Genomic DNA, 26,017 nt, shown 5'->3' on the forward strand with positions numbered 1-26,017 from the left:
GTCGTAACGCCTGAAACGCAAAAGCCCCGGTCTTTTTAGGCCGGGGCTTTTGTATTTTTGCAGATCAACTCGGCATCGACAGGCGCACGCGATCTGCTCAGGCAGACGCTGTCACCGTCTGCGATCTTTTGAGGGTCTGATTCAAGCGCTTGTTGAACTCCAGCCAGGCCCCCAGCAACGCCATCAACCCGGCCCCCACCAGCGCGGTGAAGATCTGCATGGCGAAGGCATCGTCGGTCATCGCATTGATCATGTCCGCCAGCGGCGCCAGCAGCACGCCGAGGCAGAAGATTTCCAGGGAAAAACGCCCCATGCGGCAGCTTTGCCGGGCCAGCCAGTTTTTCGTCCAGCCGGTGTCGGGCAGCAGTTTCGCGGTGACGTAGGCCAGCGCCAGAAAGTGCAACAGGCGCACGGGTGACAGGTTGGTCTTGCTGATCGGGTACATCAGGTTGCTCAGGCTGGCCGGCATCAGCGCATCGTGGATCTGCGGCCAGCGCCACAACACCGTCAGCACGCCGGCGACCACAACGTATGCCGCTGCCGTCAGGAACAACGGCTGGCGGATCAAAGGTCGGGTCTCGGGCACGCGCGAGCGCTGTGAGTGAATCGCCGCCGCGCCACCGAGCACGAACAGCAACTGCCAGGCGACAGGGTTGAAGTACCACACGCCGTCCTTGATGGCGGCCAGGTTCCAGCCCAGCCATTGCGCCAGCAGGTACACCGTCAACGACATCGCGACCACGGCCCAGGGCTTGCGCACCAGCAACGGCAGCACCAGCGGCAACCCGGCCAGCAGCACGATGTACAGCGGCAGCGGGTCCATCAGGTTCGGTTTGAAGCGCAGCAACAGCTCATCGATCAGGGCCTGTTGCGGGCTGGCGATGAAGTGGTGCATGCCCATTTCCTCCACCAGATCCCGGGTCTCCACGTGACTGTTGGCGAAGAACACAATGCCCATCAGCATCGCCAGCAGGAAAATATGCACCACGTAGAGCACCCAGGCCCGGCGCAGGATTTTCACGCAGGTGATCAGGAACCCCTCGCGGGCCAGGATTTTGCCGTAGGCCAGCACCGCGGCATAACCGGCCAGAAACACGAAGACTTCAGCCGCGTCGCTGAAGCCGAAGTTGCGCAAGGTGATTTGACCCAGAGGGTTGTGGGGCACGTGATCCCAGAAAATGAAGATCAGTGCCAGACCGCGAAAAAAGTCGATCCGGTGATCGCGCTCGAACGTCATGACATCAGGCTCGTAAACGGGGGGTTAAACAAAGGAGTCCGGAAGGGGCGAAAGGTTGCGCCCCGGCACATCGGCGGCGCGCAGGGTGGCGTGATTCGCCGACAAATGCAAAGTCGGGATATTTCGGAATGTCTCGCAGCGTTTAACCGCTGGTCTGAAAGGGCCTCACGCCTGTGATTTCTGACAGTAGACAAGCTCAAATGTAGGTGGACGTACTGGGTTCCCACACAGGGTTGTCAGCATGAGACGGGTGCGCAAAGGCTTGGCCGGCGACAGGGTGATCGGCGTTGCGAACACGCTGATTCACCGCCCCCTCGCTGTGGTCGAACACAGAGGCGGCGGCAAAGACCGGCACGGGCCATAGCATGGGCAGATTCAGTGATTTCTTCGTCAGGGAACTCGGTCGCCGTCAGGTCTGGCTGTTTTTCCTGCTCGCGACCTTTTTGTATGTGCTGCCGCTGATCCTGGCGGACTTCCCCTACATTGATGACAACTGGCGCTCGCTGTCGGCAGGGATGGCCTGGGCCCAACAGGGACGATTGTTCGCCGAGCTGTTCTACAACGCGTTGACCTTCAGCAGCGCCGCGCCGAACATCTTTCCGTTGCCGCTGTTGATCGCGACGGTGGCCATGGCCTCGGCACTGACCAGCCTGACCTTTCATTACTTCCGTCAACCGACGGTCGCCCGTTGTCTGGTGCTGTTGCCGCTCTGGTACAACCCGTTCTTCCTGCAAAACCTCTCTTATCAGTACGACGGCCCGATCATGGTCCTGAGCGTGGTGGCGGTGATCTACGCCATCACCTTTCGCCATCCCTCGCGCAATGTGCAATGGCTGGTGCCGTCATTCCTGATTGCACTGGCGCTCGGGTTGTATCAGGTGAGCCTCAATGTGTTTCTCGGCCTGTGTTGCCTGGAAGTGTTGCGGGCCGCCAATGACAAAGTGGCCTGGCCGCAGTGGGGCGGCTTGATCGGCTGGAAGCTCGCTCAACTCGTGCTGGGCGGGTTGATCTACGGCGTCAGCGCTTACCCCTTCATGGGAGAGGGGCGCACGCTGTTGCTGAGCGGGGGCGCGCATCCCTTGCTGCAAATCCGGATCAACCTCGGCCGGGTGCTGGAGAACGTGGTGTTGCTGTTCCATGGCGGATTTGCCTGGGTGTTCACCGGGTTGCTGCTGTGCGCCCTTGCCGGTGCGGTTCGCCTGGGTTCACGGGTTGTGCGGCGTCCGGACAGTGGACCGAAGAAACTGTTGATCGGCCTGCTCTGTGTGCTGAGCGTGCCCATGGTGCTGCTGTTGGTGTCGGGGGTTGCCCTGTTTTTCCGCGACTTCAACGAAGGCGCCAGAACCCTGATGGGCTTCGCGGTCTTGCTGGTGCTGATGTTCTACCTGGCTCATCTGGCACTGGCCCCCCTGCACGAGCGATTGCCGCTGCTGTTGGTGGTGCCGCTGTTGGCGATGTTGTCACTGTCGTTCGCCTATGGGCGTGTGCTGGTGCTGCAGAAAACCTTCGCCAGCAGCGCGCTCTACAGCCTCGAGTACGACATCGCCAGCCATCGGGCGCTGCGCGAGGCCAAGCGCATTTACCTGTCGGTGACCTATTCCGATCATTGGTTGGCCGGGGCCGCGGGCTCGTTCAAGCACATGCCGGTGTTGCACTATTTACTGAACATCGACTATTTCATGCTGGCCGAAAACCTGCCCACGGTGGGCATCACCAACGTGGTCGCGGAGAAGGAGCGGCGTAACGCGACGAAGGTCGGGTATCAAGGCTTTCCCTCGCTGGTGGAGAGCCGGTATTACCGGATCTACCTGATCGGGGATTACGGCTTTATCGTGATGAAGGAACCGGCCCCGGTCAAAACGCTTCGCTGGTGAAGCGCAGTGACGGGGCCGTGGCGGTCAAGCAGCCGCGATCTCATTGGGCTCGAAACTGTCGGCCCGCGCCATCTGCCACATCCGCGAGTAAAACTCGCCATTCACTTCACCGGTCAGCAATTCCCCCGGTTTCAGGGACACATGCAACTGCGAGAACAGTTTGATCTCGGTTGCCGACATGCGTCGTACCAGGTGTTTGGCCGACAACTGCGACGGATGTTCGAGGCCTGCGGCGGCGAGCATCTCCGCCAGGCCCTTGAGGGTGTTGCGGTGGAAGTTGTAGACGCGCTGGGCCTTGTCCGGCACCACCAGTGCCCGTTGGCGCAAGGTGTCCTGGGTGGCAACACCGGTCGGGCATTTGTTGGTGTGGCAGCTTTGCGACTGGATGCAGCCGATGGCGAACATGAAGCCACGCGCCGAGTTGGCCCAGTCGGCGCCGATGGCCAGGACGCTGGCGATATCGAAGGCGCTGACGATCTTGCCGCTGGCGCCGAGTTTGATCTTGTCCCGCAGGTTCAGGCCGACCAGGGTGTTGTGCACGAACAGCAACCCTTCGCGCATCGGCACGCCGATGTGGTCGGTGAACTCAACCGGGGCGGCGCCGGTGCCGCCCTCCTTGCCGTCGATCACGATGAAATCCGGGAGGATGCCGGTTTCCAGCATGGCCTTGGCGATCCCCATGAACTCCCACGGATGGCCCAGGCAGAACTTGAAGCCCACCGGTTTGCCACCGGACAGTTCACGCAACTGCTGGATGAAATGCATCAACTCGATAGGTGTGGAAAACGCGCTGTGACGTGACGGCGAAATGCAGTCTTCGCCCATCAGGATGCCGCGGGTATCGGCGATTTCCTGGGTGACCTTGTGCTTGGGCAGAATCCCGCCGTGCCCCGGTTTGGCGCCTTGGCTCATCTTGATTTCGATCATCCGCACCTGCGGCGTCTGTGCCTGCGCCGCGAAGCGTTCGGGGTCGAAACGCCCGTCCGAGGTACGGCAACCGAAGTAGCCGCTGCCCAGTTCCCAGGTCAGATCGCCGCCGTGTTCGCGGTGATACGGGCTGATGCTGCCCTCGCCGGTGTCATGGGCGAAGTTGCCGAGTTTGGCGCCCTGGTTCAAGGCGCGGATGGCGTTGGCACTGAGCGAGCCGAAGCTCATGGCCGATATGTTGAACACCGACGCGGAATACGGCCGGGTGCATTGCGGGCCACCGACCATCACGCGGAAACTGGCGGGGTCGCTCAAGGGCGCCGGACGCATGGAATGGCCGATGAACTCGAAGCCCGATTGATACACGTCGATCAGGGTCCCGAACGGCTTGTCGGCGCTTTCATTCTTGGCCCGGGAGTAGACCAGAGAGCGCTGGGCCCGGGAAAAGGGCAGGGCGTCGCTGTCGGATTCGAGCAGGTACTGGCGGATTTCCGGGCGAATGGCTTCGAACATGTAACGAATGTTGCCGAGGATCGGGTAATTACGGCGTACTGCGTGGGGGCTTTGCAGCAAATCGAAAACACCGACCAGGCTGAGTACGCCCGTGACGGCGGTGATCGGCCACAGCCAGTCGTGCTCGAGAAAGGGCAGGCTGGCGAGGGTGAATATCACGCAGACGGCAAAGAAGGCGTAGCGGCTCAGGAGTGACAGACTCATACGGTTTCCGTGGGTTCGGACTCAATGGTTCGGCTAAACGCAAATCATTGCAGGAGCGAGCCTGCTCGCGATGAACCAGAGAACACCGCGGGGCATCAGGTTCCCCGCGTTATCGTTCACGATCATCGCGAGCAGGCTCGCTCCTGCAGAAAAGCATTTCAGTGCCATGTCAGGCGTTTTGTGCCTGTAGAAAAATCGAAAACAGCTCGGACCGGGATTTGATCCCCAGCTTGCTGTACATGTGTTTCTTGTGGACCTTTACGGTTTCGATGGAGATCTCCAGGCTGCTTGCTGCCCAGTGAAAGGCACAGCGTGCGGTCGCCTTCGAGCTGACAATTAAACTGGATTTCGTCCGCCACGACATTCACACGAAAGTCGCGTTGATAGTACTCGGTGAGTTCGAAATGCTCCGGCGCCACCTCCGACAGGCGATGTCGTCCAACGAGAGTGTCATGCCTTTACCCCTATCGTGTTACCCCGGCGGCGTATTTCCCCGCCTGCTGGCTTGCTGCGCATACTGGCGCACAGACAGCGACCGGGCAATCTCCCACAAAGGATCTGGTTGGTACTCACTTTGGTTTTTCATAAAGGCGAACATCTTTACGGGTGTTCGCCTTTTTCGTTCAGGCTTGAATGGCTTCGTGTTTCGCTCGCATTTTGTCTTCGTGCTTCTGCTTGTCACTCGCAAGGGCGTTGATGCAGTAATTGACGTAGTAAAAGGAAAAAAGCCCGGTATAGACCAGGTTCATGCGCAGCTCGAAGTTGTGTACAGCCAAGGCGTAAGCCTTCAGCACCCGCCGCACGCGAAAGCACCAGAGCAGGGAAAGTGCAATGAGTACTAACAATAGGATACCGGTCAGCACGAGTGCATAGAGATGGGGGACGACGCTGACATATCCGATTATCCCGATGAGGGCCAGGTAGCCGACAAAAAAGGCCGAGCTCATGGTTTTTATTCGAGTGACGTCCTCCAGTGCGGTAAAGGTTTTATACATCCAGATGTTCAAATAGAGCCCTCCCGTCAGTAGCCCTAACAGAACGAGATGAAAGGTCTTGGTGTTGATTTTTTCTTTCAGCGTTGAGATGTCGGACATGCTGGGGCTTCCATGGGCAGCGAATGGGGTGAGGGACCGTAGAAAATCGGTGCAAACACGCTACCAAACTCGTTCGTGGGAAATTTCCGGACTTGTCAGCGGACCGTTCTGGTCCTTGGCGAGACTCAGCCCTTGGCCGAGGCAAAAAGGCGTGGGATTCTGTACGGCCCTCACATGGACCTTTGGTCAGCAATGTCTTTTCCTACTGATGTTTCTCTCATTGATTCCGGACTTATCCACATCGCCGCCGCCCTGCTGATCGGCCCCGACGGCCGTACCTTGTTGGTGCGCAAGCGCGGCACCGAGGCGTTCATGCAGCCGGGGGGCAAAATCGAGGCCCATGAGCAACCGGTCCATGCCCTGGCCCGTGAGTTGGAAGAAGAGTTGGGTTTGATCATTGATCCAGCCTGCGCGACTTTTCTCGGGCAGTTCTCGGCTCCGGCTGCCAACGAGCCGGGTTTTGTCGTACAGGCGGAAATCTTTCTGCTGACCATTGAAGCTGAAGTTTGCCCAGCAGCAGAGATCGAAGAAGTGATCTGGATTGACCCGGCCACCGATGGCAATGTCACCCTCGCGCCATTGACACGTGATCTGATCTTGCCGTTTTATCGGGCTTCGCTGACCGCGATCGCCTGATCATCCACGCCAAGGAACCGCCATGATCCCGCTTCAGGATTTGCTGATTTTCGCCGCTGCCGCGTTGCTGATGGTCCTGACGCCGGGGCCGAACATGATCTATCTGATCTCCCGTTCGATCTGCCAGGGACGCAAGGCCGGTGTGACGTCTTTGCTGGGTGTGGTCGCGGGTTTTTTCGTGCACCTGTTCGCCGCGGCGGCCGGTTTGACCGCCGTGTTCCTGGCGGTGCCGATGGCTTATGAAGTGTTGAAATGGGCCGGCGCGCTGTACCTGCTGTGGCTGGCCTGGCAAGCGGTCAAACCCGGTGCGCGGTCGCCGTTCGAGGCACAACAGTTGCCGCCGGATTCGTCGCGCAAACTGATCACCATGGGTTTTCTGACCAGTGCCCTGAACCCGAAAATCGCGGTGTTCTACCTTTCCGTGTTTCCGCAGTTCATCAGCCCCGAACACGGTTCGGTGTTCACCCAAAGCATCGTGCTGGGCCTGACCCAGATCAGCGTCAGTTTCTGCGTCAATCTGCTGATCGCCCTGTTTGCTGCGGGCATCGCTTCGTGGTTCGTCAGCAACCCGACCTGGCTGGCGCTGCAGCGTTATTTCATGGGTTTCGTGCTGTCGGCGCTGGCGCTGCGGCTGATGCTTGAACAACGCCGGATGGCTTGAACATGTGGATCGAACGTCTCGATGCCAGCCATGCCCTGGCTTACCGGGAGTTGATGCTCGAAGCCTATGACCGTCACCCGCAGGCGTTCACCTCCAGCGTGCGCGAGCGGGCCTCCATGCCCTTGCAGTGGTGGGAGTCGCGCCTGACCGGCAAGCTGGATCAAGTGTTCGGCGCGTTCGAAGAGGGCAGGTTGGCGGGCATTGTCGGGCTGGCCTTCGAGCCTCGGGAAAAGGCCCGGCACAAGGCGACGCTGTTTGGTATGTACGTGTCCGCCGATGTCCGTCAACGCGGACTCGGCTATCAATTGGTGCAGGCAGTGTTGGCCGAGGCGCAGCAGCATCCGGAACTGCGGCTGATCAAACTGACCGTCACCGCCGGCAATGACGCGGCGTTCAACCTGTACCGTCGTTGCGGGTTCATCCAGTTCGGGCTTGAGCCGATGGCGGTGCGGGTGGGCGAGGAGTATTTCGACAAGATTCACATGTGGTGTGAGATCCAGGCACACCGCCAATCCCTGTCGGAGCGAGCTTGCTCGCGATAGCGTCATGTCTGACACATTGATGTTGGATCTACCAACGCCATCGCGGGCAAGCCCGCTCCCACAGAGGTTGTGGTTTTCTAGCGGACCGCGCTAACCCCATCCAGCGTCGAAAACGACGTGTCCTTCGCCGTCAGCAGGAAATCACGCATGTACGGTGCATCCAGCATGTCGGTGCGAACGGCCGCGTACAGCGTCGCGAACAGTCCTTTCTCGCCCAGCCGCTTGGCCTTCACGTAACCCCGTGAGCTGTACTCGTGCAGCGCCCAATGGGGCATGCCGCAGACGCCGCGTCCGCTGGCCACCAGTTGCATCATCATCACCGTCAGTTCCGATGTGCGCACTTGCGCCGGTTCGATATCGGCCGGTTCCAGGAAGCGGGTGAAGATGTCGAGGCGGTCGCGTTCCACCGGGTAGGTGATCAGGGTTTCCGTGACCAGGTCTTCCGGGACGATGTAGGCCTTGCTCGCCAGCCGGTGCTGGTTGGCCACGGCGAGCATCGCCTCGTAGGTGAACAACGGCACGTAAGTGATCCCCGCCAGGTCCAGCGGATCGGAGGTCACCACCAGGTCCAGATCGCCACGGGCCAGGGCCGGAAGGGGCGCGAAGGAAAACCCCGAAGCCAGGTCCAGCTCGACTTCCGGCCAGGCGTCGCGGAATTGATCGATGGTCGGCATCAGCCACTGAAAGCAACTGTGGCACTCGATCGCCATGTGCAAGCGTCCGGCGGTGCCACCGGCCAGCCGCGCGATGTCGCGTTCGGCGCCACGCAGCAGCGGCAGAGTGGCGTCGGCCAGTTGCAGCAGGCGCAAGCCGGCGCTGGTGAAGCGCACCGGTTTGGTCTTGCGCACGAACAGCGGCATGCCCATGCGCTCTTCCAGTTCCTTGAACTGGTGGGACAGCGCCGACTGGGTCAAATGCAGGCGATCGGCCGCATCCACCAGGCTGTCGGCTTCGCGCAAGGCGTGCAGGGTCTTCAGGTGACGGATTTCAAGCACCGGGTTGCTCCATGAGGAAAACTTGTGATCAACACGAAAAGGTTGAGTTTGTCTCATGTTGCCCTGGCTGTCGACAATAGCGCCATCTTTTAAGGGAGGAAACTCACCATGGCCTTGGCCCACACCCTTGGTTTTCCGCGCATCGGCGCCGACCGCGAACTGAAAAAAGCCCTCGAATCCTACTGGAAGGGCGATCTCGACCAGGATGCGCTGCAAAGCGTCGGCCGCCAGCTGCGTGCCACCCACTGGCAATTGCAAAAAGACGCCGGCATCGACCTGCTGCCCGTCGGCGACTTCGCCTGGTACGACCAGGTACTGACCCACTCCCTGGCCTTCGGTGTGATCCCCGAGCGCTTCGACAGCACCCGCGACGCGTACGGCCTGCCGACCCTCGACACCCTGTTCGCCATGGCCCGTGGCGCCACGGCGACCTGCTGCGGCGGTGAGCATGGCCAGACGCAATACGCCCAGGAACTGACCAAGTGGTTCGACACCAACTATCACTACCTGGTCCCGGAATTCAGCGCCGAGCAGCCGTTCAAGCTGAGCTGGGAACAGCTGTTCGACGAAGTCGCTGAAGCCAGGGCCCTGGGTCACAACGTCAAACCGGTGATCATCGGCCCGCTGACGTACCTGTGGCTGGGCAAGGCCAAAGGCAACCACTTCGACAAGCTCGACCTGCTGGAACGCCTGCTGCCGGTGTACAACGAAATCCTCGGTCGCCTCGCCGCCCAAGGCGTGGAATGGGTGCAGATCGATGAACCGATCCTGACCCTCGACCTGCCGCAAGCCTGGAAAAACGCCTTCGAACGCGCCTATCACATCCTCCAGTACTCGCCGCTGAAAAAACTCGTGGCGACCTACTTCAGCGGTCTGCAGGACAACCTTGGCCTGGCCGTTGGCCTGCCGGTGCAAGGTCTGCACATTGATGCGGTGCGCGCCCCCGACCAACTGCTGCATGTGCTCGATCGCCTGCCGACCTACAAGATTCTCTCGGTGGGCCTGGTCAATGGCCGCAACGTCTGGCGCTGCGAACTGGAGCCTGTCCTCGCACAACTGCAATTTGCCCAGGAACGCTTTGGCGACAACCTGTGGGTCAGCAGTTCCTGCTCGCTGCTGCACAGTCCGGTGGATGTGGAGCGTGAAGACAAACTCGATCCGGAACTCAAAAGCTGGCTGGCGTTTGCCGTCCAAAAGTGTGGCGAAATCGCTGTGTTGCGCGATGCCTTGAACGATCCGCAGGCGCCCAAGGTGCAAGCCGCCCTGGCCGAGAGCCGCGCCGTTCAGCTCAGCCGCGCCGAGTCGCCGCGCATCCACAAGGTCGACGTGCAGGCACGTGTCGCGGCGATTGGCCCGAACGACAGCCAGCGTCATGCGCCGTTTGCCAAGCGCATCGAACAGCAGCGTGCACGCCTGAAACTGCCGGCGTTTCCGACCACCACCATCGGCTCGTTCCCGCAGACGGCATCCATCCGCCTGGCACGCCAGGCCTTCAAGCAAGGCAAGCTGTCGGCCAATGACTACACCGACGCCATGCGTCATGAAGTCCGTCACTCCGTGCAGATCCAGGAGCGCCTGGGGCTGGATGTGCTGGTCCATGGTGAAGCCGAGCGCAACGACATGGTCGAGTACTTCGCCGAACAGCTGGACGGCTACCTGTTTACCCGTTTCGGCTGGGTGCAGAGCTACGGTTCGCGCTGCGTGAAACCGGCGATCATCTACGGTGACCTGAGCCGACCGAACGCCATGACCGTCGACTGGATCACTTATGCACAGGGTCAGACCGACAAGGTCATGAAAGGCATGCTCACCGGGCCCGTGACCATGCTGATGTGGTCGTTCCCCCGTGAAGACGTGTCACGCAAAGTCCAGGCGCAACAATTGGCCTTGGCCCTGCGTGACGAAGTGCTGGACCTGGAAGCCGCTGGCATCAAGATCGTGCAGATCGACGAAGCCGCGTTCCGTGAAGGCCTGCCACTGCGTCGGGCGCAATGGCAGGAATACCTCGACTGGGCGGTGGAAGCGTTCCGCCTGAGTGCCAGTGGTGTGCGTGACGAAACCCAGATCCACACCCACATGTGCTACAGCGAATTCAATGACGTGATCGAAGCCATCGCGGCCATGGACGCGGACGTGATCACCGTTGAAACGTCGCGTTCCGACATGGAATTGCTGGAAGCGTTCAAGGCGTTCGACTACCCGAACGACATCGGTCCGGGCGTCTACGACATCCACTCGCCACGGGTGCCGGACACCGCCGAGATGGTCAAGCTGATGAGCAAAGCGGTGAAGCGCATTCCGGCCGAGCGTTTGTGGGTCAACCCCGATTGCGGTCTGAAAACCCGTGCCTGGCCGGAAACCGAAGCGGCGCTGGTGAACATGGTGGCGGCGGCGCGACAGTTGCGTAGCCAGTTGGCGTGATCACTACGCCCCTGTAGGAGCGAGCCGGCTCCGGGCGGCGTTCCGACGATGGACGTCAACGATAACGCGGGAAGCCAGATACCCAGCGGTGCACCTGCGTTTTTCGCGAGCAGGCTCGCTCCTACAGAGGTTTACGGTGTTTAGAGTTCGGCGAAGTGTTTGATCCCCAGCGGTTTGCCGATGTCGCCGCGCCAGATCGCTTGCACGTTTGCCCCACTGCCGGCCTGGGCCTGCTGCCATTGCAGGCCCAGGTTGCGTTGCTCCGGCAGTTTCAAATGACCTTTGACGAAATCGTTGAACGCAGGTTTTGCCGAGGTGTAGTGGAAATGTGCGTACCACAACGTCTGGGGTGACTCGCCGCGCACATCGCGAACCTCGTACTCCTGGAGGAAATCCCTGCGCCCGTCCGTGCGCTTGCCCAGATCGCGCAGGCCGCCTTCCTTGCGAATGTCCACCACGCGTTGTTCAAGCAGATAGTCCAGATAGCCCTCGGTCGGGGTCTTGCTGTTCAGGGTCTGGTCGATTCGCAGCGTGCGCCCGGCACGGGACAATTCATTCGCGCGATTGCGCAGTTGCAGTGCCACCGTCTCCGTGGGCGACAGCCGTTCGATGGCCTGGGCGCGCATGTTCAGTTCCGCGGCTTCATTGGTCATCATGTGCTCCAGATCGACCGGCAACATGTCCTGGCGGGCGTAGCCTTCGACTTTGCCTTTGTAGGCGTCCACCGTGCCGAGTCGTTTCCTGGCCTCCACCAGCAACGGCGTGATATCGGTCACAAGCTCCGTTGGCGCAGCTGCCACTGGCTCACTGAGGTGATATTTGCCGCTGGATGAGCGCGGTAGCCAGGTTTCCCTGTAACCATTGGCACCCTCGACGGTGAAGCGCTGTTGGCGGGTCGCGGCATCAGTGCTGGCGACGCCGATAAGCAACTGGTTGTCTTCAGTCTCGAACAGTTGCTTTGCCGCGCTTCCCGCTTTTGTACTGTTGGAGGGGCGTGTCTTGATGGCATGGAGAGCCGCTGCTTCGACGTTTGCCAGATTGTCGAGAAACGCGGTGACCTGCTCCAGATCCAGGTGCTGCGGATAACCCAGGGACCAGGCCCCGAGGTTGCGACGAAACTCGGCATAGGTCGCCAGGCAATCTTCGAGCACCTTGTTGCGCTGGGTAAACGTGGCCTGTACTTCAGGCAATTGATGTTGGGTCAGCAGCGCTCGCCCGACCTTGTTGCGGGCCTGTTTCAACTGTACGTGAAAGTAGGCCCAGGACTGGTCGGTGACGGCATTGTAGTGAGTGATGATCTCCAGCTCATTCGCCGTTTTCAGGTAGTAGTAGTTGGCATCGCTGAATTTTTCGTTAACCGTGGCCATCTCCGGGGCCACTTTCGATTTTTGTACGCGGTTGGTGATCCGGCCGTTCCATCGATTGGCTTCTGCGACCTGTGTGTGAAGCAGGTCAAAGTCCTTGAGAAACTCGATTCGTATTTCTTTGCGTTGCGCCATCAGTTGAATGTGTGCGGCGGTATCGTTGAGCGGTGTGGCCTCCGATCGGGCAATCAACTGATCGATACGGTTGAGGTGTTCCAGCAGGCGTTCCTTGACCAAAGCGATTCGCCGTACCATTCGATCGACGATCATCCAGGCGCAGCGGCTTTGAACATCTTCGACCAGCAGGCGTCTTCGGCCGTGGCTGATCAGCATCAGTTCTTCAAGGTTCAGGTACTGGGCCTGCGCCAGCTCGATGTCGTTCACGCAAGTAATGTCGGCATTGGCTCGAAGCGGTGGGCGCTGCTCCTGATCAAGACTGAAGTAACGTTCCAGCACGGCGTTGGAGTTGTTGGTTTGGGTCCCGAGTCGCCGGGTGTAGGCATCGGCGGTGTTGGTCAGGGTCAACTGGCGTCGCAACGCCCGGTCGGCCCACCAGCGTGGCAACCAGCGGCGAATGGCGGCGGGCCAGAGCGGGTCGAGACCGTCAGCCATATGACCGAGCACCGCGCCGCCGCCGGCACCGCCGCCTGCCGTTACGGTGCCGTACACCGCATAGTGGGTGTTCCAGTTGCCGGCTTCATCCAGGGCGATGGGTTGTTTGTAGGTTCGGGTGCTGGTTGCGCCCAAGCGCCATTGCGGTGGGTTGTCCGTCAATTCGATGCGATAGATACGCCCCTGGCTGATCATGAAGTCGCCATCGGCGTGGCGATAAACGTTGCGATAAATCCCTTCGGTACCCGGTTGCAGGCCGGCAAGGGAAATCGCCTGCTCGTACTCATAACCTGCGAAACGCTTGAGGGTGTGTCGCACCTGCTGCGGGGTCGAGACCTGCAAGGCGCCAGGCTGTTTCGTCAGGGCGCGCAATTGTCGTCCGCGAGTGGCGGCGCGCGCGGCGCTGGAAGTGGCGCCAGCAACGGGCAGCACGTCCATGGCCGCGTCGATCAACGACAGCAGCACGGCTTCCACCTCGGCCAGGCCGTGGCCGACATCACCGCGCAGGAAAGCCGCCACGGCCAGGTTGGCGCTGTTCCAGGCGTCGTACAGGGCAATGGCGGTACCGACGAAAGGCACCACGCCCAGCGCCATTTTCAGGTAGTTGAACATGGCCCCGGAGCGCAGCGCGACCTGCTCCAGATACAAGGCATCGTTGGAACGCGATGTCGACCGATGCGCCTCCAGCAAACGGCCCATGTGCACATTGAGCAGATGCGCAGCCAGGGAGGTGCTGGCCGGCCAGGCGGTGCCGACGCCGATCAGGGCATCGAAGTTTTTCACCCGGGCCTGGTTGATCCGGCTGACGTGTGAGGCAAATTCCCCGGTCAATGCGCGACCGGCCAGGTAGGTGACCATGGTGCTATGCAGGCATTGGTTGAACAGGAACATCCGTGCCTGTTCGAGGTTGTCGAACTGGCGGACAAAGACCCCATCGGGGCAGTCAGGCCGATAGAGCAATGTCAGGCCGCTGACCTGCTCGACGATGAAAGTCACCCCGGCCAGGGTGCTCGGTCCCTCGCCGGGCGTGTCCTTGCCGCCCACCGTCAGGTGGGCGGGTAATAACTCGATGCGTTTGCCGTCGACGGAGAAGGCTTCACGGCTGTTGGCGTCGATGGCGATTCGCAGCACCTTCAGGCCGGCGGCATCGATGTCCTTGGCGAGCACGGCGAACTCGCCTTGCAACTCAAGCATCAGGTGCCACGGCTCGCTCAGGCATTCACGCCGATATTCATTGCTGAAGGCCGAGGCAGTCGGGGTGCCCAGGAAGGTCTGGCGGATCAAGTTTTCATATTTCCCGGCCAGATCCAGCTCGGTGACCAGTTTGCGCAGGTAGGCCTGGGTGATGCCGGTTCTCAGCTTCTGCCGTTGCCCCTCGTCAGCGCCGCTGATCTCGACCCGCATCAACGACACGCGCAACCACATCGACTGATCGATATTGCTTTGCGCCAGTTCGGCGAGGGACACCTTGCTGCGCTGCAGGCTGGCGGTCAGTACATTCTTTTGCGGTGTTCCCGGTGCCGGGCCTTCAATCGGCACCTTGCGCCATGTGGTGGTGTCGGGGAGGTCCAGCAACACCTCAACGTTTTTCGTGAGGGAGAAGTCTTTGCGCAGGCGGGCGTCGATGGCTTTTTTGCTGAATGAGTCGCGCATTGGCAGTTCCCGTTCCAGCAGTTTTTGGGAGCGCTTCATCGCCGCGATGTAGGCGGTGAACAGCGCCTTGAGACGTTCGCGTTCGGCCTCGGTCAGCGCGCGGAGGGGCGACGGCAGCCGAGTGGCCAGCAGCGCGCTGCGGTTTTGCTCAAGGATGTGCGCAAAGGCCAGCTCACGCGCGCTGCTGGCGGGGACGGTCAGGCGGGCGAGGGTCTGTTCTCGCAGGTGTTCCAGTTCCGCCGTGCGTTGGTCGGCATGGGAGGGCGCGGAGTGGGCGGTCATCAGCCGCGTCGCATGCTGTTCACAGCTGTGAAGCTGGATTTGCAGGGCGTACTCGAACGGGTTGCCCGTCAGCGGCAAAAGCTGCAGCACTTGCGTGTCGTCGTTGGCCGGCTGCCTGAACATCTTCTGCTGCAGTGCCTGGCAAGAGGCGAACCGCTGCAGGCCGCCGAAATGTCCGGGCCAGTAGAGCAGCACGCTGTCGCTGGCGGACGGCAACAATGCCGATGGCCGGGCAAACAGCAGCACACCGTCGAGTTCCTGGGTCTGCGTGCGCAGGGTGTCACCTTCGCTGTCAGTCGCGGTCAACACCAGTCGGGCGACCACCACGTCGGCCGGTCTGGGTTTTTCGGGGGCGTCGAGCACGACCGTGAGCCACTGATGTTCATCGCCGCTGATCTGATCCAGGCTCAATTGCAGGTCGGCTTCGGCACGCAGGCCGTTCAGGCGCGCTTGGTATAGGGCCTTGTAGAGAGAGGGCGATGAGTGACGCAGTTCCAGCAGTTGCGGCGCATTGTCGGCGCTTAACAGGGCATTTGCGGCCTCGCTGCTGGCCTGTTGAGCGGCGCGCAGGGCGTCGAATTGCTGTTGCAGCCGCTGCATGCGCGGGTCGTCGGCGGTGCCTGCAAAGTCCAGCCCCAGCAGGTTCTGCAGTGCCGTTTGCTGTTGCACTACGGCGTTGTGGCGAAGGTCCAAGGGAATATCGGGGCTCAGTTGCCCGAACGGAGCGATATCCTGGTTTGCCTCCGGCATGGGCAGGTCGGGGGGCGAGGCAAAGACACGGTCGTTGTGTTGCCGCTCGGCAGGCGCCGTGGCCAGTCGCGCCAACAAGGACTCAGCACTTTTCGTCAGCTGCGGGGTGTCCAATACGGTGTAATCGACCGTGACGTGGCGGGTCTCGGGTTCAGGTTGCTGCTGGATTAACCAGCGTTCCAGACTGTTGCGATTTTCAAAGATCATCCAGGGCACTTGCCGAGACGGCAGATACAGCAACTGGGTGACCGGTTGATCGGTATTGCGGGTAATGGCCAGGGCACCCCGAAGTTCGTCAGTCAGACCGCTGTCGCCCCTGAGCGACAGGGTCTCGACGTAAACCAGGATCTCGGGGGAGGTCGTTTGCACTGCCGGGGTGACGAGGTCCAGCAGCATGTTGAGCTGCTCGGCATTCAAGGTGCCCTGGGCAAATGCCAACTGGCACGATGCTTCAAAATGCTGGCGATACAAGCGAATGGCCTGTGCCTTGCGTGAAAGGTCGGTGCCGCGTGCGCGTGCCTGCCACCAGTTCGCGGTCAGGGGGGCTTGCGGGTTCTGCGCCATGAGGGCCAGCCACTGTTCGCGGCAGTCGTTCCAGCGTGCCGAGGCGCTCAGGTGCAGGTTGTCGTCCGTGCCTTGGGCCAAGGGGGGGACGAGGCCGAAGTCGGCCAGTGGTGCGTTCGTTGATTCGAACATGAAGAAAAACTCCGATGGGTGAAAAATCGGAGCCATTAGAGGTCGGTCGGAAAGCGGCATGGCGGTACATAGTTATTGTGTGGCGCTGAACGTGCCCTGATGACCGCCCGGCACTCTTCATCAAACTGTCATCGAACTGTGGCAGCGCGCTTGAACAAACTTCATCAGACTCGCGCTCTACTGGGGTTCTGCGTTTCGGTGTTTCTTCATGCGTGCTTTGTTTTTATCAACAGTCTTTTTTATGGCCGCGTTGTTGGGCCTGCCGTCATGGGCGGCGTCTCGTTGTGACGTCAATGTCCCGACCGAACGGGCAGACCTGGCGCAGGTGAGCCTGGCGTACCAGAGCATCGGCCGCGCCTCCGATCCGGCGTTGCTGCTGGTGATGGGCCTGGGCGGGCAGTTGATTCACTGGCCGGACGAGGTGGTGGTCGCGCTGTGTCAGCAGGGCTTCCGGGTGATCCGTTATGACAATCGCGATGTCGGCTTGTCCACCTGGCGGCAACCGCCGGTCGAAGCCAACCTGACCTTCGAAGTGTTGCGCTACAAGCTCGGCTTGCCGGTGTCGTCGCCGTACTCGCTGACCGACATGGCCGAGGATGGCCTGGGGCTGATGGATGCCTTGCACATCGAGCAATTCCACGTATTGGGGGCCAGCATGGGCGGCATGATCGCCCAGCACATGGCAGCCATGGCGCCGCAGCGGGTCGAGAGCCTGACCCTGATCATGACCAGCTCCGGGGCCGAAGGCTTGCCGGCGCCGAGTGCGGCGTTGGTGCAGTTGCTTGCGCGGCGTGGCGCGCCCAATCGTGAAGTTGCCCTGGAGCAACAGGCCGATCTGCTGGCGGCGCTGGGCAGTCCGATGGTGACCGATGATCGTCAGGCGCTGTTGCATCAGGCAGCCGTGTCTTATGACCGGGCATTCAATCCCGAAGGGGTGAAACGCCAGATCATGGCCATTCTCGCTGAGCCGAGTCGGGTGGCGTTGCTCAACCAGTTACGCGTTCCGGCGCTGGTGGTGCATGGCACGGCCGATCCGTTGTTGCCGGTGATGCATGGCGTGCACCTGGCCGCGCATTTGCGTGGCAGCCAGTTGAAATTGATTCCGGGATTGGCCCATCGTTTCCAGGAGGCGTTCAAGGCGCCGTTGCTGGCGGCGGTGTTGCCGTACTTGCGGGCTCATCGCGAGGACACCTCGCACTGGGCACAGATCGAGCCGGTGGCCGAACACAATCTGCTGTAATTCCCCCCCGATCTCTCTGAAGGCGCTGGCCTGCCAGCAATGGCGGCAAGCCGGCTCCTGCAGCGTGGGCTTCAGGTGTATCGTTCGAGCTTTACGACGTGTTTCCCGCCAGCGAGGTGTGTGATGAGCAGCCCCTTGAAAATCGATTTCGTCAGCGACGTGTCCTGCCCATGGTGCGTCGTCGGTCTGTACGGCCTGACCCGCGCCCTGGAGATCCTGCGCGACGAGGTCCGGGCCGAGATCAGTTTCCAGCCGTTCGAACTGAACCCGAAGATGGGCCCCGAAGGGCAGAACATCACCGAGCACATCACCGAGAAGTACGGTTCGACACCCGAGCAGTCGCAGAAAAATCGCGAGATGATCCGCGCGCGCGGTGCCGAGCTCGGGTTTGCCTTTCGCACGGACGCCAACAGCCGGATCTACAACACCTTCGATGCGCACCGCCTGCTGCATTGGGCGGCTCTGGAAGGCTTGCAGCTGCCGCTGAAAGAGGCCTTGTTCAAGGCGTATTTCAGCGATGGCGGTAACCCGTCCGACCCCGTTCAATTGGCGCAGATTGCGCAAAGCGTCGGCCTGGACCGGCAACGGGCCGAGGCGATTCTGGCGTCGGATGAATTCGCCAACGCGGTTCGCGAAGAGGAACAGCGATGGCTGTCACGCGGGGTGAACTCGGTACCGACGGTGGTTTTCAACGGCCAGTACGCGGTCACGGGCGGGCAACCGGTGGAAACCTTCGTCGGGGCGATCCGGCAGATCATGAGTGAAGCGAAGGGCGGAGCCGTCAGCTGATCCTGTGGCATACACGGACACTGTAGGGGCGAGCCTGCTCGCGATGGCGGCGGCACATTCACCATGGATGTGTCTGATAGTCCGCCATCGCTGGCAGGCCAGCTCCCACCGTTGATGGCGGTCGTGCACGAAACCTTCGCTCACTGAAATTCCCCTGTGGGAGCGAGCCTGCTCGCAAAGGGGGCATCGGCCTCAACTTCATGCTTGACCGGTCTACCGCTATCGCGAGCGAGCTCGCCCCCACAGAGGGCGGTGTGTGTCCTGGTTCAGCGCACGATCTTGTCCACATGAATCCCGAGTTTTTTCAGCCTGTACCAGAAGCTGCGCTCGGAGATTCCGATCAACTGCGCGGCGGCGGCCTGTACGCCGTTGCTCTGTGCCAGCGCCGCCAGAATGTAGGCCTTTTCGACTTCCGCCAACGCGGCGTCCAGATCCGGCGGCACTCTGGCGCCTTCGTTGAGAATGGCGCCGCTGCCGGCCGGCGACGAAGCAAACAGGTACGCCGGCAGATCATCGTCTTCAATCACCGCCCCCGAGGCGACGATGGTGGCGCGCTCCACACAGTTTTGCAGTTCGCGGATATTCCCCGGCCATGAATAATGGGCCATGGCCTGTAGCGCTTGCGGGCTGAAACCGGTGATGCGCTTGCCCGCGGCAGCGCCCAGCGAATGGGCGAAATGCCGGGCCAGCGGGGCGATGTCTTCGACGCGTTCACGCAGGGCCGGCAGGGGAATCGGGAACACGTTGAGCCGATAGTAGAGGTCTTCGCGAAACTCCTTGTTGGCCACCGCTTCGAGCAGGTTTTTATTGGTGGCGGCGATGACCCGCACATCGACCTTGCGCTCGCGGGGATCGCCCACCGGTTCGATCACCCGCTCTTGCAAGGCCCGAAGGATTTTCGCCTGCAGGGCCAGGGGCATTTCGCCGATTTCATCGAGAAACAGCGTGCCCTTGTCGGCCTGCTGGAACCGTCCGATCCGGTCGGTCACGGCGCCGGTGAAGGCCCCTTTGCGGTGGCCGAACATTTCGCTTTCCAGCAAGCCTTCGGGGATGGCCGCGCAGTTCACCGCAACGAAGGGTTTGTCGGCGCGATTGCCGTGCTTGTGGATCGCCCGGGCGACCATTTCCTTGCCGGTGCCGCTTTCGCCGGTCAGCAGGATCGTCGCGTTGCTTTCGCGCACTGAATCGATCGCCTGCAGCACCCGGCGGAAGCTCGGGCTGTCGCCGATCAGGCTGTCGATCTGCTGGTGTTCATCGAGTTCGGCGCGCATGCGCTGGTTGTCTTTGAGAATGTCGCGAAACTGCAGGGCCTTGCTGACGGTGATGTCCAGCTCATCGATGTCGAACGGTTTGGCGATGTAGTCGAAGGCGCCGTTGCGCATCGACTGCACGGCGTTTTTCACCGTGCTGTAGGCGGTCATGACGATCACCGGCAGTTGCGGGAAACGGCTTTTGATTTCCGCCAGCAATTGCGGGCCGTCCATGCCGGGCATGCGCCAGTCGCTGATGACCAGGTCGATGTCTTCGACCTCCAGCACCTTGAGCGCGTGCAGGCCGTTGCCGGCAGTGAAGACGCTGATGCCGTTCTGGCTCAACGCCGAGGCGAGCAGGTCGCAGAGCTTGGGCTCGTCATCGACCACCAGTACGTTATGTGTCATCGCTGCCCTCGTCGAAGTCGGCACCATTGGCCGGAATGTACAGGCTGAACGTGGCCCCGGCCTGTTTTTCGCTGGCGCATTCGATGCGTCCGTCATGACTTTCCATGATCGAGAAGACCTTCGCCAGACCCAGCCCGGTGCCAGAGGCCTTGGTGGTGACGAACGGTGTGAAGATGCGTTCGAGCATGTCCGGTTCGATGCCCTCGCCAGTGTCGCTGATGCTGATCACGGTGTAGGGGCCATCGCGGCTGATGCCCAGGGTCAGGTGTCCACCGTCTGGCATGGCGTCGATGGCGTTGACGATCAGGTTCAGGCCGGCCTGCTTCAATTGCCGTGCGTCGGCGTAAACCGTGGCGCCGGGGGCCTGATCGTCGATGCGCACGTCGATGTGGTGGCTGGCCAGTTCCGGCGCGCAGAACCCGGCCAGTTCATCCACCAGCGGTCGCGCCGATTGGGTCGAACGCATCGGTGCGCTGGGCTTGGCAAAATCGAGGAAGTCGGTGATCAGGTCATTGATCCGGCTGACTTCGCTGACCACGTATTCCAGATGCCGCTTGTCGCTTTCGGGCAGGTCGGCGCGCCGATGCAGCAGTTGCGTGGCGGTTTTGATGATGCCCAGTGGATTGCGGATTTCATGGGCCAAGCCCATCGCGACTTCGCCCAGGGCATGCAGGCGATCGCGGCGACGCAGCTGCGATTCGAGATGCTGCAACTCGCCGAGGCGCTCACTCATGTGGTTGAAGGTGCTGCTCAGTTCCGCCAGTTCGTCACCGCCGGTCACCGGCAAGCGTTGGCGGTAGTCGCCGGCGATCACGGCTTGAACACCGTTGGAGAGCCCGCGCAAGGGTTTGGTCAGGCGCTGCGAGACCAGCCAGCCGACCGTCAGGGACGCCGCCGAGCTGAGCAGGAATATCAGGATGAACAGGTTGCTTTGATTGACCAGTCCCAACAGGCTGCTGTGGCGTAGCAGGCCGCTGAAAATCACGCCTTGCAGCTCACCTTCTTCATTGAAGATCGGGCGGTAGATGCCGCTGTAGCGATTGGTGAACTGCTCGGTCGGTTCCCGGGTGGCGCGCAGGATCTGTTCGATTTTTTCCGGTACGGCCGACGGGTGATCTTCGAAGCGCTGGGAGGAGAACACTTCCGCGAAGTCATTGGCCGTGGCCAGGTACAACCGCAGGTCCAGGGAATGCACCTCGGCCACGCTGGTGAGGAAATTTCTGTCCAGGTAAGTGGCCACCAGCAATTTATACTCGACGCCGGCCTGCTCTGTCTCGAAGGTCGAGACCACCGTGCCGGTGGCGATACCGCCGACTTGCAGGGTTTGCAGAACGGCTTTGGGGGCGAGGCTGATCTGCCGGACGATGTCGTCGGAGGCCGTGCTGAACAGCACTTTGTGATCGCTGTTGCGCACCAGCGCCACCACGTCGATGCCGATGGCGTCGGCGATGTCGGCGGTCAACTTGTCGTTCTGGCCCGACAGTTGATCGATGGGTGGGCGCCTGTAACGCAGGAACAGCTGTGCGGCCCGTGCATTGTCACGCAGGATTTCGCCGATTTCGTCTTCGACGATCTTGGTCGATTCCTGCAGCCAGATTCGCACGTTGCTGTCGAAAATCTGCGACAGGGTAGTGGCCGCGAGTTCGGCGGCGATCATGGTCGGGATCACGCTGACCAGCCAGAAGGCCAGCACCAGTTTGCGTTGCAGGCTCCAGCCGGAGAGGGCAAAGGGGCGGGCGTTGGAGGGGCGGTGTCTGGTCATCGGGTTTCGCTTGTCGAAAGCCTTGGCGGGATAAATCGTGAGTCCTGGTGCAATACAGTAGCCGACATTGCCCCGTCTGTGGCGACCCGTCTGCTGCCGGGGTCGCCAGGGGGGTCAGGGGGGTCAGGCCAATTGCCGATGGTCCTGTGGCAGGGGCTGTGGCTCGGAGATTTGCTGGATGAAGCGCCGCTGGATGAAGTCGACGCTCAGTTCAATCACCCGGTGGTATTGCAGGTCGACGGTGATCATGTGATAGCAGTCGTCCAGCATGACCTTGACCACCGGCCCGCCGAGCTTGCGTTCGACATAGTCGGCGTTCCAGCGGCTGGTGATGTCGTCCTCCAGGGAGTGCAGAACCAACGTGGGTGTGGTGATCGACGGCATGCGCTTTTTCACCACGGCGTTGAGTCGGTGCAGTTCGCGCACGGTCACGCCTTCCATGGTCAGCAAACCGGCCTGGCTGCTTTCGCCTTCTTTCATCTGGCGCTCGACGATCGCTCGCAGGCGTTCATTCTTGATGCCATAGGGCGGTTTTTCTTCGAAGCTGCACAGGTGCACGCCGAACGGGATTCTCATCAGCAGCGGCGTGAGGAACGCCAGTTTGTTGATGCTCCAGCCGTCGTAGCGCAGGGTGGTGGAGTACAGCATCAAGCCTTCGATTTGCCCGGGGTGTTCGGCGGCCAGGTACATCGACAGTACCGCGCCCATCGACAAGCCGCCGACGAACACGCGCTCATGCTTGCGCCGTATACCGACGAAGGTGTTGCGGGCGCTTTCGTACCAGTCACGCCAGCCGGTGGCTTGCAGGTCGGCGTTGCCCCCGCAGTGGCCGGCCAGGGTCGGCACATAGACCGTGTGCCCGGCTTTCGCCAGGCCCATGGCCACCCGACGCAGTTCCGTCGGGGTGCCGGTGAGGCCGTGGATCAACAACACCGCGACCTCGCCGCTGCCGAGGACAAACCCGGCGCGGCCTTCGCCCATGTCAATCGCATCCGGTGAAACCGTCGCGTTCATCGTTTCATCGCTCGGTGCAGCAGGCGATCGAGCAGGGCGATGCCGAGGTCGATTTCCGGGTAGCTGATTTCCAGCGATGGGGCCAGGGTGATCACGTTTTTGTAGTAACCGCCGACGTCGAGGATCAGGCCCAGGCGTTTGCCGTCGATTTCGATGTCGCCCTTCATGCCTTCTTCGACCATGAAATCCAGGGTCGCCTTGTCCGGCGTGAAGCCGTCCGGGCCACAGATTTCGCAGCGCAGGGCCAGGCCCAGGCCATCGACGTCGCCGATGATCGGGTAGCGTTTCTGCAAGTCTTTCAGGCCTTCGAGGAAGTACTTGCCCTTGTTCATGACCATCGCGCCGTAGTCGACTTCGCTGGTCATCTTGAACATTTCCAGACCCACCGCCGTGCCCAGGGGGTTGGAGGCAAAGGTCGAGTGGGTGGAGCCCGGCGGGAAGACTTTAGGGTTGATCAACTCTTCCCTGGCCCAGATGCCGCCCAGCGGATTGAGACCGTTGGTCAAGGCCTTGCCGAAGACGATCACGTCCGGTTTGACGTCGAAGTGCTCGATCGACCACAACTTGCCGGTACGGTAGAAGCCCATCTGGATTTCGTCGACCACCATCAAAATGCCGTGCTGGTCCAGCACGTGCTTGAGTTCGCTGTAGAAGTTCATCGGCGGGATCACGTAGCCGCCGGTGCCCTGGATCGGTTCGACGTAGAACGCTGCGTATTCGCTCTGGCCGACTTTCGGGTCCCAGACGCCGTTGTATTCGGTCTCGAACAAGCGGGCGAATTGCTGCACGCAGTGGCTGCCGTACTCTTCCTTGGTCATGCCCTTGGGGCCACGGAAGTGGTACGGAAACGGGATGAAATTGGCGCGCTCGCCGAAGTGGCCGTAACGGCGGCGATAGCGGTAGCTGGAGGTGATCGACGAGGCGCCGAGGGTACGGCCGTGATAACCGCCTTCGAAGGCGAACATCAGGCTCTTGCCGTTGGTGGCGTTGCGCACGACTTTCAGCGAGTCCTCGATGGACTGCGAGCCGCCGACGTTGAAGTGCACGCGACCGTCGAGGCCGAACTTCTTCTTCGCGTCCACGGCGATCATTTCCGAGAGCTCGATCTTGCCTTTGTGCAGGTATTGGCTGGCGATCTGCGGCAGGGTGTCGATCTGCTGTTTCAGCGCGTTGTTCAGGCGCGGGTTGGCGTAACCGAAGTTGACCGCCGAGTACCACATTTGCAGGTCGAGATAAGCCTGGTCACTGGTGTCCCAGACGTACGAGCCTTCGCAGCGACTGAAAATGCGTGGCGGCTCGATGTAGTGAACGGTGTCGCCGTAGGAGCAGTATTTGGCTTCCTTTTCCAGCAGGATTTGGTCTTCGGCGGTAGCGATTCGAATATCAGACATGGTGGAAAAGTTCCTGTGTTTCTGCGTTGAAAGAGGTGGCGTTGGCGGCGTTGGCGTTGGGTAAAAGGGCCAACAGGGCCGGCAGTTCGGCGAAGCTGTCGAAGCGCGCAAAGGCAATGCCGTTGCGCTCGCAGTGCTCGGCCAGGCGATCCTTGGCGAACACGAAATCGGCGGTGGCGGCCACGCACATGTCGGACTGGCCGTCACCGATCACCAGCACGCGCTTGGCCTTGGGCGTGGATTTGCATTTGCAGTTGCCGGCGGCGGCGCGGCAGGCATCGTTGGCGTAGGGGAAGTCGATGCGCCAGCTGTCGTGATCGACTTGACGCAAGCGGTTGGCAAGGATCGGCAGGAGGCTGACGTAGTGGCGCGCCAGGATGCGCGCGATGCCTTGTTCGATGCCGTCGCTGACCACTTCAAGGGACGCGCCGAGGCCGATGACGTGGTCGACGAAGTCAGGGAAGTCCGGGTCGATGTCGATGCCGTCGAAGAACCCGAGCAGTTCGGTCGGGGTGGCCTTGACCAGTGCGAGCTGGCGACTGAGGCATTCACGGGAACCGATGTCGCCTGCCAGCCACTCCTCTTCGATCGTTTCCCAGCTGGGGTCGGCGAATCGTTGGAGGATGCTGTCGATCACGTCGGTGCGGGTGATGGTCCCGTCGAAATCACACACGATATGCCAGTCAATCATCTGTTGTACCTATTGAGCGTTTCGCGCTGTTTGCGCTTGCCAACGGGGTAGAGCAGGGACTGTGCCAATCACGTCAAGCCCAGCAGGGCTGGGGTTCTGGCCTGTGTTTGCGTTGACGAAGCTACAATTTTTGTAGGTCGCTACAAACAACATGAGTGCTTGCCTGACGGGGGCAAATCGGCGATTGATGCGCGCATGTCCCGTTCAAGGAATTGCCTCATGTCGAGGATTACCGTTGCGCTCTTTACCGCGCTGACCTGTCTTTCCATCAACGCCAACGCCGATGGCCTCACCGGCGAAGCCGGGCTGGGCCTGAGCTATGAACCCCATGATCCGACCGGCAGTCGATACGAAACCCGACCCGTGCCGTACCTCGATCTGGACTGGGGCGATGTCAGTCTCAGCACTGACGACGGGCTGACCTGGAGTGCCTTCAAGGCCAACGGCTTCAGCGCCGGGCCTTTTGCGAACTACCTGCCGGGCCGAACCGCGAACGGGTCATTGCGCGGCTTGCGCGATGTGCCGGATATGGCCGAGGTGGGCGGGTTCGTGCAGTACGCACCGGCCGATTTCTGGCGGGTGTTTGCCTCGGTCGGCCAGGCAGTGGGCGGCGGCAGCGGGCAGGGTGGGGTGCTGGGGAGGGTCGGTGGCGAGGTGGGTTATCCGCTGGGTGGCGGGGTGATCGGCAGCACGAACCTGACGGCGCATTTCGCCGATGCCCGACAAACCCAGACCTACTTCGGCGTCAGCAGTGACGAGTCACAGGCCTCGGGGATTCGTCGCTACAACGCCGGCGGCGGGTTGCAGAACGTGGCGCTGACCCAGAGTTTCGAGTTCCCGTTGGCACCCCATTGGTCGCTGCTGACCAGCGCGAGCTGGATCCACCTGACGGGTTCGGCGGCGGACAGCAGCATTGTCAAAGCCGTTGGCGATACCAACCAGGGTGAAGCGCAGGTGGCGATTGCCTACACGTTCAAATGAGAGGGTGTGGCGAGGGAGTCAGCGCCCTCG

General features: G+C 61.3%; 18 protein-coding genes and 1 pseudogene. 8 read left to right on the forward strand and 11 right to left on the reverse strand.

Features of this window, described 5'->3' with window-relative positions:
* Positions 1-97: 97 nt before the first annotated feature.
* On the reverse strand, positions 98-1,237 hold the full coding sequence (locus GQ39_RS30520) for an OpgC family protein (RefSeq protein ID WP_047538222.1): 1,140 nt from the start codon (positions 1,235-1,237) through the stop codon (positions 98-100).
* Positions 1,238-1,602: 365 nt separating this feature from the next.
* Here GQ39_RS30520 and GQ39_RS30525 point away from each other — a divergent pair, with 365 nt between their 5' ends.
* Positions 1,603-3,111 (forward strand): glucosyltransferase domain-containing protein, encoded by a 1,509-nt coding sequence (locus GQ39_RS30525; protein ID WP_047538225.1) that lies wholly within the window; start codon positions 1,603-1,605, stop codon positions 3,109-3,111.
* A gap of 24 nt (positions 3,112-3,135) precedes the next feature.
* On the opposite strand, the gene GQ39_RS30530 is transcribed toward GQ39_RS30525, so the two are convergent.
* The 3 genes and pseudogenes from GQ39_RS30530 to GQ39_RS30540 all read right to left on the reverse strand — a co-directional run bounded on the left by GQ39_RS30530 (position 3,136) and on the right by GQ39_RS30540 (position 5,849).
* Positions 3,136-4,755: an FMN-binding glutamate synthase family protein gene (locus GQ39_RS30530; protein WP_047538228.1), complete on the reverse strand. Its 1,620-nt coding sequence runs from the start codon at positions 4,753-4,755 to the stop codon at positions 3,136-3,138.
* Positions 4,756-4,924: 169 nt separating this feature from the next.
* Positions 4,925-5,213, reverse strand: a pseudogene (locus GQ39_RS30535) (LuxR C-terminal-related transcriptional regulator); the annotation flags it as partial.
* A 165-nt stretch (positions 5,214-5,378) separates the two neighbouring features.
* Positions 5,379-5,849, reverse strand: coding sequence for a hypothetical protein (locus GQ39_RS30540; RefSeq protein WP_047538231.1), 471 nt, complete (start codon positions 5,847-5,849; stop codon positions 5,379-5,381).
* A gap of 192 nt (positions 5,850-6,041) precedes the next feature.
* Here GQ39_RS30540 and GQ39_RS30545 point away from each other — a divergent pair, with 192 nt between their 5' ends.
* The 3 genes from GQ39_RS30545 to GQ39_RS30555 are packed head-to-tail and all read left to right on the forward strand — an operon-like array spanning position 6,042 to position 7,688.
* Entirely contained in the window at positions 6,042-6,485 is a 444-nt protein-coding gene (locus GQ39_RS30545; protein ID WP_047538234.1) for an NUDIX hydrolase, read from the forward strand.
* A gap of 22 nt (positions 6,486-6,507) precedes the next feature.
* Entirely contained in the window at positions 6,508-7,146 is a 639-nt protein-coding gene (locus GQ39_RS30550; protein WP_047538236.1) for a LysE family translocator, read from the forward strand.
* Between the two features lie 2 nt (positions 7,147-7,148).
* Positions 7,149-7,688 (forward strand): GNAT family N-acetyltransferase, encoded by a 540-nt coding sequence (locus GQ39_RS30555; RefSeq protein WP_052193701.1) that lies wholly within the window; start codon positions 7,149-7,151, stop codon positions 7,686-7,688.
* A 77-nt stretch (positions 7,689-7,765) separates the two neighbouring features.
* On the opposite strand, the gene metR is transcribed toward GQ39_RS30555, so the two are convergent.
* On the reverse strand, positions 7,766-8,683 hold the full coding sequence (metR, locus tag GQ39_RS30560) for a transcriptional regulator MetR (RefSeq protein WP_047538239.1): 918 nt from the start codon (positions 8,681-8,683) through the stop codon (positions 7,766-7,768).
* 108 nt (positions 8,684-8,791) lie between these two features.
* On the opposite strand from metR, the gene metE reads away from it, so the two are divergent.
* Positions 8,792-11,104 carry a 5-methyltetrahydropteroyltriglutamate--homocysteine S-methyltransferase gene (gene metE / locus GQ39_RS30565; RefSeq protein WP_047538241.1) on the forward strand — a complete coding sequence of 771 codons (2,313 nt, stop codon included), beginning with the start codon at positions 8,792-8,794 and terminating at the stop codon, positions 11,102-11,104.
* A 140-nt stretch (positions 11,105-11,244) separates the two neighbouring features.
* Here metE and GQ39_RS30570 read toward each other — a convergent pair whose 3' ends face one another.
* A complete protein-coding gene (locus GQ39_RS30570) occupies positions 11,245-16,461 on the reverse strand; it encodes a dermonecrotic toxin domain-containing protein (protein WP_047538243.1) in 5,217 nt (1,738 codons plus the stop codon).
* 208 nt (positions 16,462-16,669) lie between these two features.
* Between GQ39_RS30570 and GQ39_RS30575 the strand changes: the two genes are divergently transcribed.
* On the forward strand, positions 16,670-17,701 hold the full coding sequence (locus tag GQ39_RS30575; protein ID WP_047538247.1) for an alpha/beta fold hydrolase: 1,032 nt from the start codon (positions 16,670-16,672) through the stop codon (positions 17,699-17,701).
* 123 nt (positions 17,702-17,824) lie between these two features.
* The gene (locus GQ39_RS30580) at positions 17,825-18,490 is read left to right on the forward strand and encodes a DsbA family oxidoreductase (protein ID WP_047538249.1); all 666 of its coding nucleotides are present in this window, start codon (positions 17,825-17,827) and stop codon (positions 18,488-18,490) included.
* Between the two features lie 266 nt (positions 18,491-18,756).
* On the opposite strand, the gene GQ39_RS30585 is transcribed toward GQ39_RS30580, so the two are convergent.
* From GQ39_RS30585 to GQ39_RS30605, 5 genes are all read right to left on the reverse strand, one after another.
* Positions 18,757-20,148, reverse strand: coding sequence for a sigma-54-dependent transcriptional regulator (locus tag GQ39_RS30585; RefSeq protein ID WP_047538256.1), 1,392 nt, complete (start codon positions 20,146-20,148; stop codon positions 18,757-18,759).
* Positions 20,138-21,910 (reverse strand): sensor histidine kinase, encoded by a 1,773-nt coding sequence (locus GQ39_RS30590; protein WP_047538258.1) that lies wholly within the window; start codon positions 21,908-21,910, stop codon positions 20,138-20,140. The genes GQ39_RS30585 and GQ39_RS30590 overlap by 11 nt, the downstream gene beginning before the upstream one ends.
* A 123-nt stretch (positions 21,911-22,033) precedes the next feature.
* Entirely contained in the window at positions 22,034-22,924 is an 891-nt protein-coding gene (locus GQ39_RS30595; RefSeq protein WP_047538260.1) for an alpha/beta hydrolase, read from the reverse strand.
* A complete protein-coding gene (locus GQ39_RS30600; protein WP_047538263.1) occupies positions 22,921-24,315 on the reverse strand; it encodes an aspartate aminotransferase family protein in 1,395 nt (464 codons plus the stop codon). Before GQ39_RS30600 ends, GQ39_RS30595 begins: the two co-directional genes overlap by 4 nt.
* Positions 24,308-25,006, reverse strand: coding sequence for an HAD-IB family phosphatase (locus GQ39_RS30605; RefSeq protein WP_047538266.1), 699 nt, complete (start codon positions 25,004-25,006; stop codon positions 24,308-24,310). The genes GQ39_RS30600 and GQ39_RS30605 overlap by 8 nt, the downstream gene beginning before the upstream one ends.
* A gap of 219 nt (positions 25,007-25,225) precedes the next feature.
* Between GQ39_RS30605 and GQ39_RS30610 the strand changes: the two genes are divergently transcribed.
* On the forward strand, positions 25,226-25,987 hold the full coding sequence (locus tag GQ39_RS30610) for a MipA/OmpV family protein (protein ID WP_047538269.1): 762 nt from the start codon (positions 25,226-25,228) through the stop codon (positions 25,985-25,987).
* Positions 25,988-26,017: the final 30 nt, after the last annotated feature.

It is taken from the genome of Pseudomonas sp. 11/12A, from assembly GCF_000800055.1.
Lineage (GTDB): Bacteria > Pseudomonadota > Gammaproteobacteria > Pseudomonadales > Pseudomonadaceae > Aquipseudomonas > Aquipseudomonas mohnii.

Excerpts from the sequence above, each read along its gene's own strand:
- GQ39_RS30610 (WP_047538269.1), top strand. The coding sequence starts at position 25,226 with ATGTCGAGGATTACCGTTGCGCTCTTTACCGCGCTGACCTGTCTTTCC.
- GQ39_RS30525 (WP_047538225.1), top strand. The coding sequence starts at position 1,603 with ATGGGCAGATTCAGTGATTTCTTCGTCAGGGAACTCGGTCGCCGTCAG.
- metE (WP_047538241.1), top strand. The coding sequence starts at position 8,792 with ATGGCCTTGGCCCACACCCTTGGTTTTCCGCGCATCGGCGCCGACCGC.
- GQ39_RS30580 (WP_047538249.1), top strand. The coding sequence starts at position 17,825 with ATGAGCAGCCCCTTGAAAATCGATTTCGTCAGCGACGTGTCCTGCCCA.
- GQ39_RS30540 (WP_047538231.1), bottom strand. The coding sequence starts at position 5,849 with ATGTCCGACATCTCAACGCTGAAAGAAAAAATCAACACCAAGACCTTT.
- GQ39_RS30585 (WP_047538256.1), bottom strand. The coding sequence starts at position 20,148 with ATGACACATAACGTACTGGTGGTCGATGACGAGCCCAAGCTCTGCGAC.
- GQ39_RS30550 (WP_047538236.1), top strand. The coding sequence starts at position 6,508 with ATGATCCCGCTTCAGGATTTGCTGATTTTCGCCGCTGCCGCGTTGCTG.
- GQ39_RS30605 (WP_047538266.1), bottom strand. The coding sequence starts at position 25,006 with ATGATTGACTGGCATATCGTGTGTGATTTCGACGGGACCATCACCCGC.
- GQ39_RS30575 (WP_047538247.1), top strand. The coding sequence starts at position 16,670 with ATGCGTGCTTTGTTTTTATCAACAGTCTTTTTTATGGCCGCGTTGTTG.
- GQ39_RS30600 (WP_047538263.1), bottom strand. The coding sequence starts at position 24,315 with ATGTCTGATATTCGAATCGCTACCGCCGAAGACCAAATCCTGCTGGAA.
- GQ39_RS30545 (WP_047538234.1), top strand. The coding sequence starts at position 6,042 with ATGTCTTTTCCTACTGATGTTTCTCTCATTGATTCCGGACTTATCCAC.
- GQ39_RS30570 (WP_047538243.1), bottom strand. The coding sequence starts at position 16,461 with ATGTTCGAATCAACGAACGCACCACTGGCCGACTTCGGCCTCGTCCCC.
- GQ39_RS30530 (WP_047538228.1), bottom strand. The coding sequence starts at position 4,755 with ATGAGTCTGTCACTCCTGAGCCGCTACGCCTTCTTTGCCGTCTGCGTG.
- GQ39_RS30520 (WP_047538222.1), bottom strand. The coding sequence starts at position 1,237 with ATGACGTTCGAGCGCGATCACCGGATCGACTTTTTTCGCGGTCTGGCA.
- GQ39_RS30555 (WP_052193701.1), top strand. The coding sequence starts at position 7,149 with ATGTGGATCGAACGTCTCGATGCCAGCCATGCCCTGGCTTACCGGGAG.
- GQ39_RS30590 (WP_047538258.1), bottom strand. The coding sequence starts at position 21,910 with ATGACCAGACACCGCCCCTCCAACGCCCGCCCCTTTGCCCTCTCCGGC.
- GQ39_RS30595 (WP_047538260.1), bottom strand. The coding sequence starts at position 22,924 with ATGAACGCGACGGTTTCACCGGATGCGATTGACATGGGCGAAGGCCGC.